The organism is Acidimicrobiia bacterium (assembly GCA_035651955.1).
Lineage (GTDB): Bacteria > Actinomycetota > Acidimicrobiia > IMCC26256 > JAMXLJ01 > JAMXLJ01.
Genome location: DASRES010000086.1, coordinates 37,693 through 55,203 on the forward strand (window position 1 = coordinate 37,693; position 17,511 = coordinate 55,203).

At 73.5% G+C, this 17,511-nt stretch carries 20 protein-coding genes; 14 read left to right on the plus strand and 6 right to left on the minus strand.

Translation table 11 applies throughout. The annotated features are described in order from the left end of the window. Positions 1-11: 11 nt before the first annotated feature. The gene (locus tag VFC33_18595) at positions 12-1,052 is read left to right on the plus strand and encodes a GntG family PLP-dependent aldolase (GenBank protein HZR15251.1); all 1,041 of its coding nucleotides are present in this window, start codon (positions 12-14) and stop codon (positions 1,050-1,052) included. Then, complete coding sequence (locus VFC33_18600; protein HZR15252.1) at positions 1,052-1,861, plus strand: SDR family oxidoreductase; 810 nt, start codon at positions 1,052-1,054, stop codon at positions 1,859-1,861. The genes VFC33_18595 and VFC33_18600 overlap by 1 nt, the downstream gene beginning before the upstream one ends. Before the next feature lie 6 nt (positions 1,862-1,867). On the opposite strand, the gene VFC33_18605 is transcribed toward VFC33_18600, so the two are convergent. Further along, positions 1,868-2,728 carry a deoxyribonuclease IV gene (locus tag VFC33_18605; protein ID HZR15253.1) on the minus strand — a complete coding sequence of 287 codons (861 nt, stop codon included), beginning with the start codon at positions 2,726-2,728 and terminating at the stop codon, positions 1,868-1,870. A gap of 19 nt (positions 2,729-2,747) precedes the next feature. On the opposite strand from VFC33_18605, the gene VFC33_18610 reads away from it, so the two are divergent. Beyond that, positions 2,748-3,461, plus strand: coding sequence for a PIG-L deacetylase family protein (locus tag VFC33_18610; GenBank protein HZR15254.1), 714 nt, complete (start codon positions 2,748-2,750; stop codon positions 3,459-3,461). Between the two features lie 18 nt (positions 3,462-3,479). Further along, entirely contained in the window at positions 3,480-3,944 is a 465-nt protein-coding gene (locus VFC33_18615; GenBank protein HZR15255.1) for a nuclear transport factor 2 family protein, read from the plus strand. On the opposite strand, the gene VFC33_18620 is transcribed toward VFC33_18615, so the two are convergent. Together VFC33_18620 and VFC33_18625 are read right to left on the minus strand one after the other, a co-directional pair. After that, positions 3,889-4,461: a GNAT family N-acetyltransferase gene (locus VFC33_18620; protein HZR15256.1), complete on the minus strand. Its 573-nt coding sequence runs from the start codon at positions 4,459-4,461 to the stop codon at positions 3,889-3,891. The two genes, VFC33_18615 and VFC33_18620, sit on opposite strands and share 56 nt — an antisense overlap. Positions 4,462-4,475: 14 nt before the next feature. Continuing rightward, positions 4,476-4,730: a hypothetical protein gene (locus VFC33_18625; protein HZR15257.1), complete on the minus strand. Its 255-nt coding sequence runs from the start codon at positions 4,728-4,730 to the stop codon at positions 4,476-4,478. Between the two features lie 63 nt (positions 4,731-4,793). On the opposite strand from VFC33_18625, the gene VFC33_18630 reads away from it, so the two are divergent. The 4 genes from VFC33_18630 (at position 4,794) to VFC33_18645 (ending at position 7,652) form a co-directional block, all read left to right on the plus strand. Then, the gene (locus VFC33_18630) at positions 4,794-5,546 is read left to right on the plus strand and encodes a polyprenol monophosphomannose synthase (GenBank protein ID HZR15258.1); all 753 of its coding nucleotides are present in this window, start codon (positions 4,794-4,796) and stop codon (positions 5,544-5,546) included. A 2-nt stretch (positions 5,547-5,548) separates the two neighbouring features. Next, complete coding sequence (locus tag VFC33_18635) at positions 5,549-6,046, plus strand: NUDIX hydrolase (protein ID HZR15259.1); 498 nt, start codon at positions 5,549-5,551, stop codon at positions 6,044-6,046. 10 nt (positions 6,047-6,056) lie between these two features. Further along, positions 6,057-7,127, plus strand: coding sequence for a Gfo/Idh/MocA family oxidoreductase (locus VFC33_18640; protein HZR15260.1), 1,071 nt, complete (start codon positions 6,057-6,059; stop codon positions 7,125-7,127). A 147-nt stretch (positions 7,128-7,274) separates the two neighbouring features. Further along, the gene (locus tag VFC33_18645) at positions 7,275-7,652 is read left to right on the plus strand and encodes a DUF3040 domain-containing protein (protein HZR15261.1); all 378 of its coding nucleotides are present in this window, start codon (positions 7,275-7,277) and stop codon (positions 7,650-7,652) included. A gap of 2 nt (positions 7,653-7,654) precedes the next feature. Here the strand turns inward: VFC33_18645 and VFC33_18650 are convergent, their stop codons facing one another. The 3 genes from VFC33_18650 to VFC33_18660 are packed head-to-tail and all read right to left on the minus strand — an operon-like array spanning position 7,655 to position 12,008. Next, on the minus strand, positions 7,655-9,904 hold the full coding sequence (locus VFC33_18650) for a DUF3488 and transglutaminase-like domain-containing protein (protein ID HZR15262.1): 2,250 nt from the start codon (positions 9,902-9,904) through the stop codon (positions 7,655-7,657). Then, complete coding sequence (locus VFC33_18655; GenBank protein HZR15263.1) at positions 9,859-11,070, minus strand: DUF58 domain-containing protein; 1,212 nt, start codon at positions 11,068-11,070, stop codon at positions 9,859-9,861. Before VFC33_18655 ends, VFC33_18650 begins: the two co-directional genes overlap by 46 nt. A 2-nt stretch (positions 11,071-11,072) precedes the next feature. Beyond that, positions 11,073-12,008: a MoxR family ATPase gene (locus tag VFC33_18660; protein HZR15264.1), complete on the minus strand. Its 936-nt coding sequence runs from the start codon at positions 12,006-12,008 to the stop codon at positions 11,073-11,075. A gap of 184 nt (positions 12,009-12,192) precedes the next feature. On the opposite strand from VFC33_18660, the gene VFC33_18665 reads away from it, so the two are divergent. From VFC33_18665 to VFC33_18690, 6 genes are all read left to right on the plus strand, one after another. After that, positions 12,193-12,477 (plus strand): hypothetical protein, encoded by a 285-nt coding sequence (locus VFC33_18665; protein HZR15265.1) that lies wholly within the window; start codon positions 12,193-12,195, stop codon positions 12,475-12,477. A 41-nt stretch (positions 12,478-12,518) separates the two neighbouring features. Next, positions 12,519-13,028 carry an HNH endonuclease gene (locus VFC33_18670; GenBank protein ID HZR15266.1) on the plus strand — a complete coding sequence of 170 codons (510 nt, stop codon included), beginning with the start codon at positions 12,519-12,521 and terminating at the stop codon, positions 13,026-13,028. 240 nt (positions 13,029-13,268) lie between these two features. Further along, the gene (mraZ, locus tag VFC33_18675) at positions 13,269-13,694 is read left to right on the plus strand and encodes a division/cell wall cluster transcriptional repressor MraZ (GenBank protein ID HZR15267.1); all 426 of its coding nucleotides are present in this window, start codon (positions 13,269-13,271) and stop codon (positions 13,692-13,694) included. 309 nt (positions 13,695-14,003) lie between these two features. Next, complete coding sequence (gene rsmH, locus VFC33_18680) at positions 14,004-14,960, plus strand: 16S rRNA (cytosine(1402)-N(4))-methyltransferase RsmH (protein ID HZR15268.1); 957 nt, start codon at positions 14,004-14,006, stop codon at positions 14,958-14,960. Beyond that, positions 14,957-15,427: a cell division protein FtsL gene (ftsL, locus tag VFC33_18685; GenBank protein ID HZR15269.1), complete on the plus strand. Its 471-nt coding sequence runs from the start codon at positions 14,957-14,959 to the stop codon at positions 15,425-15,427. Before rsmH ends, ftsL begins: the two co-directional genes overlap by 4 nt. A 241-nt stretch (positions 15,428-15,668) precedes the next feature. Next, entirely contained in the window at positions 15,669-17,507 is a 1,839-nt protein-coding gene (locus tag VFC33_18690; GenBank protein HZR15270.1) for a penicillin-binding protein 2, read from the plus strand. Positions 17,508-17,511: the final 4 nt, after the last annotated feature.

Sequence of the window (17,511 nt, forward strand, 5' to 3'; positions counted from 1 at the left end):
GCGCGCTCGCGATGCCGTCGCCGTCCGGTCTCGTCGATCTCCGCTCGGACACGGTCACGACGCCGACCGAGGAGATGCGCCGCGCGATGGCGCGCGCCGAGGTCGGCGACGACGGCTACGGCGAGGACCCCACCGTCAACCGGCTGCAGGAGCTCGCCGCGACGCTCACCGGGAAGGACGCGGCGCTGTACGTGCCCTCGGGGACGATGGCGAACCAGCTCGCACTGCGCGTGCTCGGGCGCCCGGGCACCGAGGTGCTGTGCGGCGAGCGCGCGCACGTGTACCGGTACGAGCTCGCCGCGGCGGCGGGGAACGCCGGTGTGCAGCTGCGGCCGTTGCCCGACGGCGACGGGCTGTTGCACGCGCGCGACGTGCAGGCCGCGTTCGACGACCGCGCGCACCATCTCCCACCCGTCTCGGTGGTCGCGATCGAGAACACGCACATGCCTGCATGCGGACGGCCGTGGTCGCGTGTCGAAGTCGACGCGATCGCGACGCTCGCGCGCGCCGCTGGGATCGCGCTGCACTGCGACGGCGCGCGCGTGTTCAACGCGTCCGTCGCGCTCGGCGAGCCCGTCGCCTCCCTCGTCGAGCGGGCCGACACGGTGATGTTCTGCTTGTCGAAGGGCCTCGGTGCGCCCGTCGGGTCACTGCTGTGCGGGTCGACCGCGGCCGTCACCGAGGCGGTCGCCGAGCGCAAGCGGCTCGGCGGCGCGATGCGGCAGGCAGGCGTGATCGCGGCCGCGGGGATCGTCGCGCTGACGGCGATGGTCGAGCGCCTCGCCGAGGACCACCGCCGCGCCCGCCGGATCGCGGACGCGCTTGCCGACCGGTGGCCCGGCTCCGTCGACCCGGACGCGGTGCGGACGAACGTCGTGTGCTGCGACGCGGGTCGTCTTCCCGCGGCGCTGCTCGACGGTCTCCGGGCCCGGGGGATCCTCGCCGGCACGATCGACGCGCGGACCGTACGGTTCATGACCCACGCGGACGTCGACGACGGCGACGTCCGACGAGTGGTCGACGCGCTCGACGCCGTCGCGAAGGAGACTTGATGGCGCGGATCCTCATCACCGGCTGCTCGAGCGGCATCGGGCGCGCGACCGCGGTCGAGCTTGCCAAGCGGGGGCACGAGGTCGTGGCGACGGCACGGCGGCCCGAGACGATCGAGGACCTCGACGTTGCCATGCGGCTCGCGCTCGACGTCGTCGACGACGCATCGGTGCGCGCGGCCGTCGCCGGCGCGGGTGACGTCGACGTCCTGGTGAACAACGCGGGCTACGGAGTGGTCGGTCCGGTCGAACGGCTCCCGCTCGACGACGTCCGGCGCATGTTCGAGACGAACGTGTTCGGCGCGTGGCGGATGATCCAAGCGGTGCTGCCCGCGATGCGTGCACGTGGGAGCGGGGTGATCGTCAACGTGTCGTCGCTCGCGGGGCGCGTCTCCTCGCCGCTGAACGGCGGGTACTCGGGGTCGAAGTACGCGCTCGAGGCCGTCTCCGAGGCGCTGCACTACGAGGTCGGGCACTTCGGGATCCGGGTCGTCGTGGTCGAGCCGGGTCGGTTCGCGACCCGCTTCGGTGAGACCGAGCAGCGGTTCGCGTTGGACGGCCCGCCGTACGACGAGCTGGACCGGTTGTGGCACGAGGCGCAGGCGAAGCTCCCGACGGGCGCGGAGGCAGGCAGCGAGCCGCCCGGGCCCGAGGTCGTGGCCGTCGCGATCGCGGACGCGATCGAGGATGACACGACGCCGTTGCGCCGCCCCGTCGGCGTCGACGCCGAGATGGTCGTCGCGACACGCGCGTCGATGGACGACGCGACGTTCGAGGCGACGATGCGCGAGGTGCTCGGCCTGGACTGGTGACGCGCGTCAGCGGCGCGCGGCGGGCCCGGCGAGCGCGCGAAGACGCGCGACGTCGTTTCGCTGCTCCCGCGCGTCGCCCGGTGTCTCGAGGAGCAACGGCGTGTGCCGGAGCTCCGGCATGCGGACGACGATGCCGAGCGCATCGGTCCCGATCGTCCCCGTACCGATGCGGGCGTGACGATCGCGACGCGAGCCCAGGGCGTCACGCGAGTCGTTGACGTGGACGACGGCGACGCGTTCGGGACCGAGCTCGCGCAGCTCGGCGCGCAGCGCCGTCCTCCCGGCCGGTCGCGTGAGATCGACACCGGCCGCGAAGAGATGGCAGGTGTCGACGCAGACCCGCACGCGCGGATGGTGCTCGCACGCGGCGACGAGCTCGGCGACCTGCTCGACGGTCCCGGCGAGGAGGTTCCCGCTCGCGGCCGTCATCTCGACGAGGACGTCCGTGCCGTCGACGCGGTCGAGCAGGCGCAGGATCGTGTGCGCGGCGCGGCGGAGCGCGACGGCACGGTCGTCGTCACCGGCGCTGCCCACGTGGACGACGACGCCCTCCGCCCCCAGGCGCGCCGCACGGCTGAGCGCGAACTCGAGGTTCGCCGTCGACCGTTCGTGGACCGCGGGATCGCGCGACGCGAGGTTCACGAGGTAGGGCGCGTGCACGAACGACACCATCCGGCGGCGCGCGATCGCGTCGCGCCACGCTGCCTCCTCTGCGGGGTCGCACGCCGGCACCGCCCAGCCGCGGGGGTTCGACGGGAAGATCTGCACGGCGTCGCAGCCGCGCTCCTCCGCGCGCCGCAACGCGCGTGCGAGCCCCCCGGCGACGAAGACGTGACAGCCGACCTGTCGGGCGCGGCGCACCGGCATCACAGGTACCGTACCGACGATGCCCGCGAACGAGGCTCCTGCACGCGCGCTCGCGGTGTACGCGCATCCGGACGATCCCGAGATCTCCGCGGGCGGCACGCTCGCGTCGTGGGCCGCGGCGGGCACCGAGGTGTTCGTGCTCGTGACGACGCGCGGCGACAAGGGGACGTCCGACCCGTCCGTCGACCCCGACGACCTCGCGCGCCGCCGCGAGCAGGAGACCGCGGCGGCCGCGAAGGTGCTCGGCTTCGCGGGGCAGTACCACCTGGGGTACGACGACGGCGACCTCGTCGACGACGCGGCGCTGCGTGGCGCGATCGTCCGACACGTGCGGATGCTGCGACCCGACGCCGTCCTGTGCCCCGACCCGACCGCGGTGTTCTTCGGCGACGGGTACTTCAACCATCGCGACCACCGGGTCACCGGCTGGGCGACGCTCGACGCCGTCGCACCCGCCGCCGGCAACCCGCACTACTTCCCCGAGCACCTGCGCGACGGCCTCGCACCCCACGACGTCCGCACCGTGTACCTGTCCGGCACGCTCGAGCCGAACTGCTGGGTCGACATCGGCGACGTGCTCGAGCGCAAGATCGATGCGCTGTTCTGCCACACGAGCCAGCTCGTCGAGACGGGCGAGGAGTTCCGCCAGTTCCTGCGCGACCGCGCGGAGGAGGCGGGCCGGGCCGCGGGCATCCGCTACGCGGAGGTGTTCCGCAAGCTCACGTTCGGCTGAGCGCGTTACGTTGCCGGCATGCCGTTCACACGTGACGAGATCCAGGCCGCCTTCGACCGCTACCGCGAGGCGGCTGCGACAGCCGCGCGCACCGGCGACTGGTCCCCGTGGGTCGAGTGCTTCACGCCCGACGCGCACTACGTCGAGCACCTGTACGGCGAGTTCCGCGGTCGGGACGAGATCCTCGCCTGGATCGACAAGACGATGACCGTGTGGCCCTTCACGCAGATGCAGGCGTTCCCCTGGGACTGGTACACGATCGACGCCGAGCAGGGCTGGGTCGTCGGCCAGGTCGCCAACCGGTTCGTCGATCCCGGCGACGGCGGGACGTACGAGTCGGCGAACTGGACGCGCCTCGTCTACGCGGGCGACGGCCTGTTTGGCGAGGAGGAGGACGTCTACAACCCCGAACGGTTCGCGCCGATGGTCAAGGCGTGGCTCGAGGCGTGGGCGCGCCACCACCCGGATCGCCCGAGCGGCTGATCCGGTAGAGCACGTGGCGTCGCAGGCGGTCGCCTTCGGGGAGCGCCGGATGGTCGAACTCCCGGTCGAACGCCATGCCGATGCGCTCCATCACCGCGCGTGAGCGCCCGTTGCCGGCGCTCGTGAACGACACGATCTCGGTGAGCCCGTGGTCGGTGAACCCGACGTGGAGGGCCGCCCGCGCGGCCTCGGACGCGTAGCCCTTGCCCCACGCCGGGCGCGCGAGACGCCAGCCCACCTCGACGGCCGGGGTGAAGAACGCGTCGAAGCGCGGCAACGACAGGCCGGTGAACCCCACGAACTCCCCGGTGGCACCGACCTCGAGCGCCCACAGCCCGAACCCGAACGTCTCGAAGCCGTCCTCGATGCGATCGACGAGCGCGTCGCTCTCCTCGCGGGTGAGCGGCGCGGGGAAGTGCTCCATCACGACGGGGTCCGCGTTGAGCGCGGCGAACGGCGCCCGGTCCGCGTCGCGCCATCGGCGCATGACGAGCCGCTCGGTGGTGAGCGTCTGCACTCCTGGCTGCTCGCTCAGTCCCAGTCGTGCGGGCGGCGCCACTCGGCCATCGCGCGCAGCACGAGCACGGCGACGACCGCGCAGCCGAGCGCGGCGCCCGCGGCGCCGATGAGCGCGCCCGCGGCCTTCGGCGTCGCGCACGAGCCATGACAGCCGGTGTTCACGAGCCCGTACCCGAGCAGCGCGCCCACCCCGCCGCCGAGCAGGACGCCGACGTACGCGAGCCAGAACGACGAGCGTGACGGGCCGGCGGGCCGGGGCTGCTCCACGAGAGCGAGCGTAGCGAGAGCGCCCGAGCGCGTACGGCGCCGGCCGGTAGGCTCGTGGCCCGCATGCGGACCCTGGTGGTGCTGCCCACGTACAACGAGGCCGAGAACGTCGACGACGTCCTGCCCCGGCTGCGCGCCGCGGTCCCGGACGCCGACATCCTCGTCGTCGACGACCACAGCCCCGACGGCACGGCCGACAAGGCCGAGAAGCTCGGCGACACGCTCGGCAACATCTCGGTGCTCCGCCGTCCCGCGAAGTCCGGCCTCGGCTCGGCGTACCGGGCCGGGTTCCGGATCGGGCTGGCGCGCGGCTACGACGCGTTCGTCGAGATGGACGCCGACCTCTCCCACGACCCGGAGTCGCTGCCGGCGCTCCTCGCCGAGATCGAGCGCGGCGCGGACCTCGCGATCGGCTCGCGCTACGTGCCCGGCGGCCGCATCCCGGACTGGCCGTGGCCGCGCCGGGCGATCTCCCAGCTCGGCAACCTGTACGCCCGCGCGCTGCTCGGGATCTCCACCCGCGACGCCACCGCCGGGTTCCGCGTGTACGCGCGCCGCGCGCTCCAGCGCATCCCGCTCGACGACGTCCGCGCCGACGGGTACGGCTTCCAGGTCGAGATGGCGTACCTCGTCGAGCGCGACGGCGGTCGCGTCGTCGAGGTGCCGATCGAGTTCAAGGACCGCACGGTCGGGACGTCGAAGATGTCGGGGCGCATCGTCGTCGAGGCGTTCGCGCTCGTGACGTGGTGGGGCGTGCGCGACCGGCTCGCACGCCGGCGCGAGCGGCACGGCGTGCCGGCGGGCGCGCGGAGCTGACCGTGCACGAGTGGACCGTCGCCGGCGGCCTGCTCGAAGGCCCGGACGGGGTGCTGCTCGTCCGGAACCGCCGGCGCAACGGCCGTTGCGACTGGAGCACGCCCGGGGGTGTCATCGACGCGGCCGACGAGTCGATCCTCGACGGGCTCACGCGCGAGGTCGCGGAGGAGACCGGTCTGCGCGTCCTCGGCTGGGAGGGGCCGCTGTACGAGGTGCGCGCGGTCGCGGCGGACCTCGGCTGGTCCATGCGGTGCGAGGTCCACCACGCGACCGCGTTCGAGGGGGAGTTGCGCGTCGACGACCCGGACGGCATCGTCGTCGAGGCCGCGTTCTTCCCGGTGGAGCAAGCCGGCGCGCTGCTCGCCGACTGCACGACGTGGGTGCGCGAGCCGCTCGCGGAATGGCTGCTGCAGCCGTGGGGGCCCGCCCAGCACCGGGGCTACCGCTACGACGTCCGCAACGGCGCGACGGGCGAGCTCGAAGTGCTCCGCGTCCCGTAGTGCGCGCGCGGTGATCCGGGTCGGGATCGTCGGCTGCGGGTTCATCGGCAACGTGCACTCGGTCGCGCTCGCGCAGATCGCGCGTACCGGGCTCGCGGACGCCGCGGTCGTGGCGACCCACGACGTCGACGCTGCCCGGGCCGAGGCGACGGCCCGCCACCACGACGGTGCGATGGCGCTGCCGACCGTCGACGCGCTGCTCGACGCCGTCGACGCCGTCTGGGTCTGCACGTGGACGGGCGGGCATCGGGAGGTCGTCGAGGCCGCGGCGTCGCACGGCACGCCCGTGTTCTGCGAGAAGCCGCTCGCTCCGACGCTGGCCGAGTGCGAGGCGGTCGCGAGCGCGCTGCGCGCAGTGCCCCACCAGGTCGGGCTCGTGCTGGCGCACGCACCCGTCTTCCGTGCGATGGCGGAGGCCGTCCGGTCGGGTCGCTACGGCGCGCCGCTCGCGGCCGTGTTCCGGGACGACCAGTACTTCCCGATCCAGGGGATGTACGGCTCGACGTGGCGCGCCGACGTCGCGCGCGCGGGCGGTGGCACGCTCGTCGAGCACTCCATCCACGACGTCGACGTCCTGCGACGCATCCTCGGCGACGCGCGTGACGTCAGCGCGCGCACGGCGTGCCACTTCGGGCATGCGGGCATCGAGGACGTCGCCAACGTGTCACTCACGTACGCGGACGGAGCGACCGCGGCGCTCGTCAGCGTGTGGCACCAGGTGACGAGCCGGCCGTCGACCCGCCGTGTCGAGGTGTTCTGCGAGGACGCGCTGCTGTGGACCGAGGACGACCATCTCGGTCCGTTGCACGTCCAGACGAGTGACCGCGACGAGACCGTCACCGCCGATCCGCCACCGTGGACGGAGCGCCTTGGCATGCCCGACGAGCTCGCGGTCCCACTCGCGCAATACGTCGAGCCGTCGCTCGCGTTCCTCGCGGCACTCGGGCGCGCAGGCGTCGACGCACGCGGCCATCCAGACGTCGACGACGCGCTCGCCGCGCACCGCATCGTCGACGCCGCGTACCGTTCCGCGGCTGCAGGCGGTGTGCCGGTCGCCACCGAGGCCACCCCTGCGCGTTGAGTGCCTCCGTGCCCTGCGCGAGAATGCGGAGGCGCCCGGGTAGGTACTCTCGGGACAGGGTTCCGCCCAGGTCGAACAGGCCAGGTTGAACAGTTCGTGCGAACAGCCAGGTAGAGGCAGCGAGGCGGCGGTTCCTGGAAGGTCGTGATGCCGCTTTCCGAGGAAGAGCAGCGCATCCTGCGCGAGATCGAGGCGAACCTCAGCGCCACCGATCCCGCCTTGGTGCAGCAGGTCTCGCAGACGACGCTCTACCGGCACGCCGCGCGGGCGATCAAGTGGGCGACGGTCGGGTTCCTGGCCGGCCTCGCGCTCCTGCTGTTCACGTTCACGAAGCTGCTCGTGCTCGGTGTCGTCGGCTTCCTCGTCATGCTCGGCTGCCTGCTCGTCATCGAGCGGAACGTGCGCAAGCTCGGCAAGGCCGGGTTCGAGAGCCTGACGAGCTCGCTGCGCACCGGCGCGTTGCGCGGGATGTTCGGCAACACGGGCCGCAAGTTCCGCGACCGCTTCCACCGCGACGATTCCTGACGTCAGGCCCGCACGCGACGCAGCGGTCGCGGGTCGACGCGCCGTCGGACACGCACGACCCATCCCGCGTCGTCGCGGAGCGCGGCCTCGATCGTCGTGACCGCGTCCCACGCGCGGTGCGCGTCCTCGCCGGCCGGGATCGCGGGCGAGAACGTCACGCGGGTGTAGGTCGACGCGAGCTCGTGGAGCGGCACGGTCGCGCGTGACGCGACGCCGCGGCGCGGCGCGAGGTGGGCGACCTCGAGCGCCGTGAGCGACGGCTGCGAGCCGAGGCCGGCCTCGTCGAGCCGGTCGAGCACCTCGTCCCAGGCGCCGGCCACGGCCGCGCGGGTCTCCGGTGCGTGCCGGCGGGAGCGGCGGACCCGGGCCTTCCGGGCCACGACCAGCAGCGGGAAGGACAGCACGGCCACGCCCAGCGCGGCGAGGACGGCGAGGATCGCGAGCCAGACGAAATGCGCGATGCCGCGGCTCGCGCCGTTGGTGTGCGAGCCCGCTGCACGGATCTGGTCGCCGCCGGTCGGGGTCTGCAGGCGACCCGCGGGCGTGGACGGCGGCGCCGTCGTCGCACCCGGCGTGGTCGGTGCCGGTGGCGTGGTCGTCGGCGTGTCGGTCGGCTGCTGGCCGCCCGGTTGCGTCGCGCCCGGCAGCGACGACGTCGGCGTCGGCTCGAACGGCACCCACACGCCGGCGAGGTAGACCTCGGGCCACGCGTGCGCGTCGCGTCCCGTCACGTGGTACTTGCCGTCCTTGCCGAGCGTGCCCTGCGTGAACCCGACCGCGACCCGGGACGGCAGGCCGACGACGCGCGCCATGGCCGCGTACGTGCCGGCGAACTGCTCGCAGAAGCCCTTCTTCTGCTGCAGGAACGAGACCATCGCGTTGTCGCTGTGTCCGGGCGGCACCGACAGGCTGTACGTGAAGTTGTCGAGGAAGTACGCCTGGAGCGCGAGCGCCTTGTCGAGGGGTGTGCCCGCGTTGGCCCTCGCGACGATGCGCTGCGCGGTCGCGCTGACCGACCGCGGGAAGTCGGCGGGCAGCCCGCCGTAGCGCGCCTCGATCGCGCGCGGCGGCGGGAGCTGCGCGGCGGGGTCGGTGCGCAGCTCGGCCGGGCTGGGCGGCGCGGCCGACACCACCGTGTAGTGCTTGCCGAGGATCGACGAGCCGTCCGAGATGATCGTCCCCGACTCGGGCACGATCCTCGCCGCGTCGAGGTCGATCGCCTTCGGTTGGAACGCGGCCGGCAGGAACTGCTGGTCCAGCGCCTCGATGTCGAACGTCTGGGTGAACGCACCCGGACTGCGGTCGTGGGCGGGCAGCACGCCGCGCACGTCCTCGACCTTGGCGTTGATGCCCCACACCGCGCCGTCGAACTCGTCGAGGCCCGCGACGCGCCAGTACGCCGGCCGCGCGCTCTGCACCGTGAACACCTCGGTGTCCGAGTTCGGGCCGGCGAGCCGGTCCTTGATGTCGACGAGCGGGCTGATCGTGTCGTACCGGCCCGGTCCCGGGCCGCCGCTCGCGCCGAACTGCTTGTAGTCGAACCAGGCACGCGCGTCGGCACCCGGCAGCGCGGGCCCGATGACGAGCCCGGCCGCGAGCGCGCTCACACCGACGATCGAGCCGACGGTCAGGATGCTCGCACGCGGCCCGAGGCCGCGCCCCGTGAACCACGCGCGCCGCCGCTCGAGCAGGGTCTGGTGCTGCAGCAGCAGGAACACGACGGCCGCCGCGCCGAACCCGATCGTGACGCGGGTGCGCAAGGTGTTCGTGCCGAGCGTGGCCGCGAGCACGAAGACGACCAGACCGGGGACGAGCGCGCCGACGGTCGCCTGGCGGCGGAAGGCGAGCCAGTCCGCCGCGAGCGCGGCGGACCACGCGGCGACGACGGACAGCATGACCGGCCCGCCGGTCACCGGCACCGGCGCGCGACCGGTGCGGTACACGTGCCAGCCGTCGGACAGGCGGTGCGCGACCTCCTGCACCGTCCCGATGCCCGGGATCCCGAACGTCGTGCTCGCGGGGACGAGGAACCACGACACGTACAGCACGAACACGGCCACCGCGACCACGACCGTCGCGGCGGGTGACCACCGCCGCCGGCGAGCGACGAGGCCGACCGCGTGAGGGAGCAGTGCCGCGCCGAGGACCGCGGGCGCGAACGACCCGTCGGCGAAGACCCGCCCCAGGCTGAGCGCGGCCGCGCAGCTCAGGACGGCGAGAGCGACAGTCGAGGCTTCGCGGCGAGATGCCATCGGGTGATCGTCTCGTTCCAGGCGTCGGGGAACGGTCGTGCGGACGCGTCGACGACGACGATCGAGGGTCGCCCCCGCGTCGCGGTCATGCGGACGTTCGGCGTGTCGCGCGTCGCGACGACCACGGTCGTGCCGAACCGCGACCACGCGCGCGCGATCGCCTCCGACACGCGGTCATCGGTCACGCCGGAGACGGCGACGAGCGCGCCGCTCGGGCGCCGGGTCCGGAAGCCGTCGGTGACCTTGGCGAGCTGGTCGATCTCGCTCGGCTCGATCACCGCGAGCTGGTCCATGAGGAGCACGAGGTTGCCGGCCGACACGGAGGCGACGCGCAGGCCCGCGCTCGTCAGCACGTCGACGCGCCTCCCGACGCGCGTCATCGCCGCCGCGATCGACGCGATCGCCTCGACGGCGGTCTCGAACGACGCGTCGTCGTGCACGTGGTCGCGCGTGTCGAGCAGGAGCGTCACCTCCGGGCGGCGCTGCATCTCCTCCTGGCGCACCATGAGGTCGTCGGTGTGCGCGGTCGAACGCCAGTGCACCCGTCGCAGGTCGTCACCGACCTCGTACTCGCGCAGCGTGAGGAACTCCTCGCCCGCGTCGGACGGGAGGAGGCGGGAGGCGCCCTGCGACGACGTCCCCAGCGGCGGCCCGGCTGCGTCCCCGAGCGCGACCACCCGGTGGACGCGCGGCGCGACGACGACTTCGTCGACCGGGCCCGGCGGCAGCGCGCGCCGCACGACGCCGAAGGGGTCGCCCACCGCCACGTGCAGCGGGCCGAGGGTGAAGCGACCGCGACGGGTCGTCGGCACGCGGTACGCGCCGCGCGCGACCTGGCCGACGCCGACCGGCGCGACGAGGAAGCGCGCCGCGCGCCGCCCGTCCTCGAACGTGTCCGTGACACCGAGCACCGGGGTCGGTCGCGTACCCGCGTTCGTGAGGGCCAGATCCACACGGCCCTGGTCGCCGACGTGCAGGCGCGCGGGACGGACCGTGCGTGACGCGCGCACGCTGACGCGCTGCCGCTTCGCCCACCACGCGCCGAGGCCGAGGAGCGCGAAGCCTGCGATCGCGAGGATCGCGAGCTCGACCGTCCCGAACAGCCGGCCCGCGACGAGCAGACCGAGCGACGCACCCAGGAGCGTCCAGCCCCGACGGGTCAGCACGCCTACGCGCGCGTGCCGGTCGCGCCCGGCACGGGAACGGACGCGAGGACGCTCGTGAGCACGTCGTGTGGCGACGTGCCCCGGAGCTGTGCCTCCGGCGACAGGAGCAGGCGGTGCTCGAGGACGGCGGGTGCGAGCAGCTTGAGATCGTCGGGCACGACGTAGTCGCGGCCGAGGCTCGCGGCCCACGCCCGTGCCGCGCGCTGGAGCGCGAGCGCGCCGCGGGGGCTGACCCCGAGCACCAGGTCGCGATGACGGCGCGTCGCGTCGACGAGGTCGACCACGTAGCTGCGCAACGCGGGCGCGACGTGCACCGCGGTGACGGACTCGGCCGCGCTCGCGACCTCGCTGGCAGTGACGACCGCGTCGAGCTCCTCCACCGTGGCGTGACCCGCGTGCGTCTCGAGGATCGCGATCTCGGCGTCGCGCGCCGGGTAGCCGAGACGGATCCGCATCAGGAACCGGTCGAGCTGGGCCTCGGGCAGGGGATAGGTGCCCTCGAGCTCGATCGGGTTCTGGGTCGCGATGACGATGAACGGGCGCGGGAGCGCGTACGTCTGCCCGTCGACCGTCGCCTGGCGCTCCTCCATCGCCTCGAGCAGCGCGGACTGCGTCTTCGGCGACGCGCGGTTGATCTCGTCGGCGAGGACGACGTGCGCGAACACGCCGCCGGGACGGAACTCGAACTCGCTCGTCGCCCGGTTCCACACGGACACCCCGACGACGTCCGACGGGAGCAGATCGGGCGTGAACTGGATCCGGTGCCACGTCCCGCCGATCGAGCGGGCGAGGGCCTTGGCCAGCGACGTCTTGCCGACGCCGGGCACGTCCTCGATGAGCAGGTGCCCCTCCGCGAACAGGCACGTGAGCGCGACGCGGATCTCGTCGGTCTTGCCCTGGATCACGCGCTCGACGTTGTCGAGCAACGTGTGGAACAGCGGCTCGAAGCCGGCGGCGCCACGGTCGGGGAGAGGCTGGGCCACGGCGTCACATCCTCGCTTCCGGGGCGCTCCGACGCACCCGACGCAGTCGGGGCGGTGCGCCGGTGCGGGCTTGCGAGTGTAGGCGTGAGCTGCGAGATGCGAGAAGGCGTGCCGGCGGTGCTCCGGTACCGTGCGCGGCGTGAACGCGCGAGCCGTCTTGCCGAGTGCCGCGCGCGCGGTCGCGCGGCGGCCCGACCTGTGGCCGGTCGCGGTCACCCAGGCGGCGCGCCTCGCGCGTCCGCGATGGTGGGCTCATCCGCCGTTCCTCCCGCTGCCCGACCCCGAGTACGTCCGGTTCCGTCTCGAGACGCAGTACGGCGCGGCGGCCGCCGGGGATGGCTTCGCGCCGCGCGACGTCGTCGCGTACCTCGAGTGGTGTCGCGACGTGGCGAGGCTCTCGCGGGTCCGCGACGGGCGCCGGTAGACTGCCGCCCCGACGGCACGACCGAGGGAGGTCTCGAAGCCTTGGGGAGAGCGCTCCTGCTCAACGCCAGCTTCGAGCCGTTGTGCGTCGTGTCCGTCCGGCGCGCGGTCGTCCTCGTCCTCAAGGACAAGGCGGAGATCGTCTCGCGCCGCTCGGGTGAGCTGCACTCGGAACGGGCCTGCCTGCCGATCCCGTCGGTGATCCGGCTCGTCCACTACGTGCGCGTGCCGTTCCGCTCACGCGTGCCGCTCTCCCGCCGGGCCGTCTTCGCGCGCGACGGGCACCGGTGCCAGTACTGCAACCGGCCCGCCGAGAACATCGACCACGTCGTGCCTCGCTCACGCGGCGGGCCCCACACGTGGGAGAACGTCGTGGCGTCGTGCCGGGCGTGCAACGCCCGCAAGGAGGACCGGCTCCTCTCGGAGACGACGCTTGCCCTGCGGCGGCCGCCGGTCGCGCCGCACGCCACGCTGTGGCTCGTCGCCACGGCCGGGTCGATCGACCCGAGCTGGGAGCCGTACCTCCCCGACGGCGACGCCGTCCCCGCGTAGCCCGCACCGCGCGCCGCTGATTCCGCGCCGCGGGCGCCGCCGCGCCCGCGCGCGCCCTGACGCGCGCAAGAAGTGGTGCGTGGTGTGGCTGTTGTGGTTGACGAGTGGCGCGAGGTGGCGTAGGGTGGCGCGCAGTGGTGTGAAGGGGAGATGTCAGCCCGGGTCGGGGAGCGCAGGCGCCCCGGTCCCGGCACACGCCGGCGTCGGGTGGAGCCGGCAGCCAGCAGCGAGGGGTCCGGGATGTTCCTCGGGGAGTTCCAGCACTCCCTGGACGCGAAGGGGCGGGTGATCCTGCCCGTGGAGTTCCGGGACGAGCTCGCCGAGGGCGCCGTCATCACCCGGGGTCTCGACGGGTGCCTCAGCGTCTTCCCACGCGAGGAGTTCGAGGCGATGGCGGAGAGCGTGCGCGAGAAGTCGAGACGGGGTGACCGCGAGCGGCGCGCCGCCCGCACGTTCTTCGCGAGCGCCAAGCCCGTCCAGCCCGACAAGCAGGGGCGGGTGGCCATCCCGCAGAACCTGCGCGAGTTCGCGGGCCTCGAGCGGGACGTGATGATCGTCGGCGTCGACGTGCGCGTCGAGCTGTGGGACGCGCAGCGCTGGCGCGACCAGGACGTCGCCGGCCAGCGCGATCTCGCGGACGCCGAGGGCCTGGCCGACTTCTTCTGACGAGCAGCAACCGCGGAGCACGCAACACGGCGACACCGCAACACGGCGACACCGCAACACCGCAACACGGCGAGACAGCGAGACCTTGACAGGTGCGATCCGGACCGGACCCACCACGAGCCCCCCGGCCGGCGCGGTTGAAGGCCCCTACTCCGCCCGCTTTTGACCGAGTCGCTTCGGGGAGACAACCGGACGGCACTCGTTCGGCCGGGGGGCTCGTGGTGGGTCGGGGTTCGGTCCCGGCGCAGGAACGTGCCCCGGGCCGAGCACGAGGGAGGAGCGGGCGTGGCATTCGTGCACGTCCCGGTGATGGGCCGGGAGGTCGTCGAGCTGCTCGCACCAGTTCCCGGCGGCGTGGTCGTCGACGCGACGGCCGGCGGAGGGGGACACGCCCGGCTCGTGCTCGATGCCCGGCCCGACGTCGAGCTGCTCGGGATCGACCGTGACGCGACCGCGGTGGCGGCCGCGCGCGCGGCGCTCGAGCCGTTCGGGGCCCGGGCTCGGATCGTGCAGGGGAGCTTCGCTGATCTCGGCGAGATCGCAGCAGCACACGGAATCAACGAGGGGACGGTCGTGGGGATCATGTTCGACCTGGGCGTGAGCAGCCCACAGCTCGACCGCGCCGAGCGCGGCTTCTCGTATTGGGCCGATGCGCCGCTCGACATGCGGATGGACGCGGCCCAGGAGCTGACCGCGGCCCACGTCGTCAACGAGTACGACGAGGAGACCCTCGCCGACGTCATCGCGCGCAACGGCGAGGAGCGCTTCGCGCGGCGAATCGCCCGGCGAATCGTCGCGAGCAGGCCGCTCCTCACGACCGGCGACCTCGTCGACGCGATCAAGGACGGGATCCCCGCGGCGGCCCGTCGCCGCGGCGGCCACCCCGCCCGGCGGACCTTCCAGGCGATCCGCATGGAGGTCAACCGCGAGCTGCCGAACCTCGCCGACGGTCTCGACGAGTCCGTCCATCTCCTCGGCCCGCGGGGCCGCGTCCTCGTCCTCGCCTACCACTCGCTCGAGGACCGGATGGTGAAGGAGCACTTCGGCCGGCTCAGCGGCCGCGTCCCGGCGTCGGGAAGCCGCCCGAGCCGCGGCGGTCCGGCGCCCGGCCCCGTCGCGAAGCCCGGGTTCCGGCTCGTCACGCGCAAGCCGCTGCGACCGAGCGACGCCGAGATCGCGGCGAACCCGCGTGCCGCGAGCGCGCGGCTGCGCGCGCTGGAGAAGGTCGAGACGGGCGGCACCGACGCGGACCGCGAGTCGACGTGACGCCTCCCGTCGGACCCGAGCCCGCGGCCGCGCGCGCTCGCACCCGCCCGGCGCCGCGGGAGCGGCCGGAGCCGGCGCGCCACCTGCGCGTCGTCGACGAGCGGGCCGCCAAGCGCGAGCGCCAGGTGCGTCGCGGGATCGTGCTGTTCGGCCTCGTCTCGGTCGTGTCCGTGTTCGTCGTCGTCGTGCTGCACGTGATGGTGGCCCAGGGGCAGCTCCAGCTGGACCGCCTCAACCGGGAGACGACCGGCGCGCAGCAGCAGTACGAGCGCCTCCGTCTCGAGGTCGCGCAGCTCTCCGCGCCGAGTCGCATCGCGACTCGCGCGCAACAGCTCGGGATGGTCCCCGGTGGACCGTCGACGTTCGTGACCGTGCCCGACGCGTCCGGCCCGGCCGCCCAGTCAACGCCGTCCAGCTCGACCGAGGACTACCAGAAGGTGAAGCCCCACCTTGAGACACGGCCATGACCAACGACCACCGGCAACGAGGGGCCGCCCGGCCGCGCCGGCGAAGGCTCGGCGCGGGAACCCACCCGGCGTCGCGTCCGCTGCTGCCCGGCCCGCCGGCCGACCTCGCCGCGCTGCTGCGCCGCGCGTAGCCGCGCGCGACGCGGCCCGGCCGGCGACGGTTCGCGTCCGGCGCGCGCCGAAGCGCATCCGTCACGTCCGCCGCGCGTCGCCGAAGCGGCGGCTCGTCGGACTGCTCGTCGTGTTCGCGGTCGTCTTCCTGGTGATCGGCGGGCGGCTCGTCGACCTCCAGGCGCTCGACGCGAAGCACTACGCGCGCCTCGGTCTCGACCAGCGCGTGCACACCCTGAAGCTCGCAGCCGAGCGGGGCGCGATCTTCGATCGCAACGGCAACGACCTCGCGATCTCCGTCCCCCAGGAGACGATCTGGGCCGACCCGCGCGTGATCAGCGACCCCGACGGGTACGCGCGCACGCTCGGGCCGATCCTCGGCATGACGCAGTCGCAGCAGCAGGACCTGCGCAGCCGTCTCGCCCAGCCCGGCGTCGCGTTCGCGTACGTCGCGCGCCAGGTGTCGCCGGACGTCGCCAAGCGCGTGACCGCGCTCGACCTGCCCGGCATCGGGACGAGCCCGGAGTCGAAGCGCTTCTACCCGGCCGGGTCCGTCGCCGCGTCCGTGCTCGGCTACGTCGGCATCGACGACCAGGGTCTGGGCGGTCTCGAGGCGGGCTACGACTCGCTCCTCGCCGGGCACTCGGGCGAGGTGGTGATCGAGCAGGACCCGCGCGGCCGCGAGATCCCGAGCTCGCAGCGGCGCTTTCGTCCCGCCGTCAGCGGCGACGACCTCGTCCTCACGCTCGACCAGTCGCTGCAGTACCAGACCGAGCAGGTGCTGATGAAGCAGGCGACGCTCGCGACCGCGAAGGGCGCGACCGCGATCGTCGCCGACGTGCACACCGGTGACATCCTCGCGATGGCGACCGTCGACGGCCCGACCGCGACGACACCCGCGCACGTCGCGACGGACGAGGAGCGCAACCGCGCGCTGACGGACGTCTACGAGCCGGGGTCGACGAACAAGGTGATCACGATGGCCGGCGCGCTCGAGGACGGCGCCGTCGCGCCGGACGCGACGCTCACGGTTCCCGGCGCGCTGTACGTCGGCAAGACGAAGTACACCGACGACGAGGCACACGGCACGGAGCAGATGACGCTCGACGACATCATGCGGCAGTCGTCGAACATCGGGACGATCATGATCGCGAAGAAGCTCGGCGCGACGCGCTTCGACCACTACCTCCGCGCGTTCGGCTTCGGGTCCAAGACCGCGATCAGGTTCCCGGGCCAGGCATCGGGCCTGCTGCTCCCGCTCGCCGACTACAACGCGACGAGCATGGGCAGCATGCCGATCGGCCAGGGGATCGCGGTGACGTCGATGCAGATGCTCGACGCGTACCTGACGATCGCCAACGGGGGCGTGTCCGTCGCACCGCGACTCGTCGCCGCGACGGTCGACCCGAGCGGCAAGCGTCACGATCTGCCCGTCGCGCGCGGGCACCGTGTCGTGTCCGCGCAGACGGCGTCGGTCGTGACGAACATGCTCGAGGCGGTCGTCCAGGACGGCACCGGGACCGGTGCCGCGATCCCGGGCTACACCATCGCCGGGAAGACGGGGACCGCGCGCAAGCCGCCGTACACGACGGGACAGCACGTGGCGTCGTTCGTCGGCTTCGCGCCGGCCGACAACCCGCAGCTCGCGGTGATCGTCGTGATCGACGAGCCGCAGAACCTGTACTACGGCGGGCAGATCGCGGCGCCCGGGTTCGCCGAGATCATGCACGACGCGCTGCGTCTCCTCGGCGTGCCGCCCGCCGGCGGCGCGGCGCCGCCGCCCGTCGGCGTCCCGCAGGTCCCGGCGACGACCGCGACGACGACCGTCACGACGACGGTCACCACGGCGGTCACGACGGCCCCTGCGGCCCAGCACGCGAGCACGCCGGTCACGACCGCGCCCGCCTCGACCGGGGCGCGCGGTGCAGCCGCCGGTACCCTGACCGGCGTCGCACCGCCGAAGGGATAGGTCC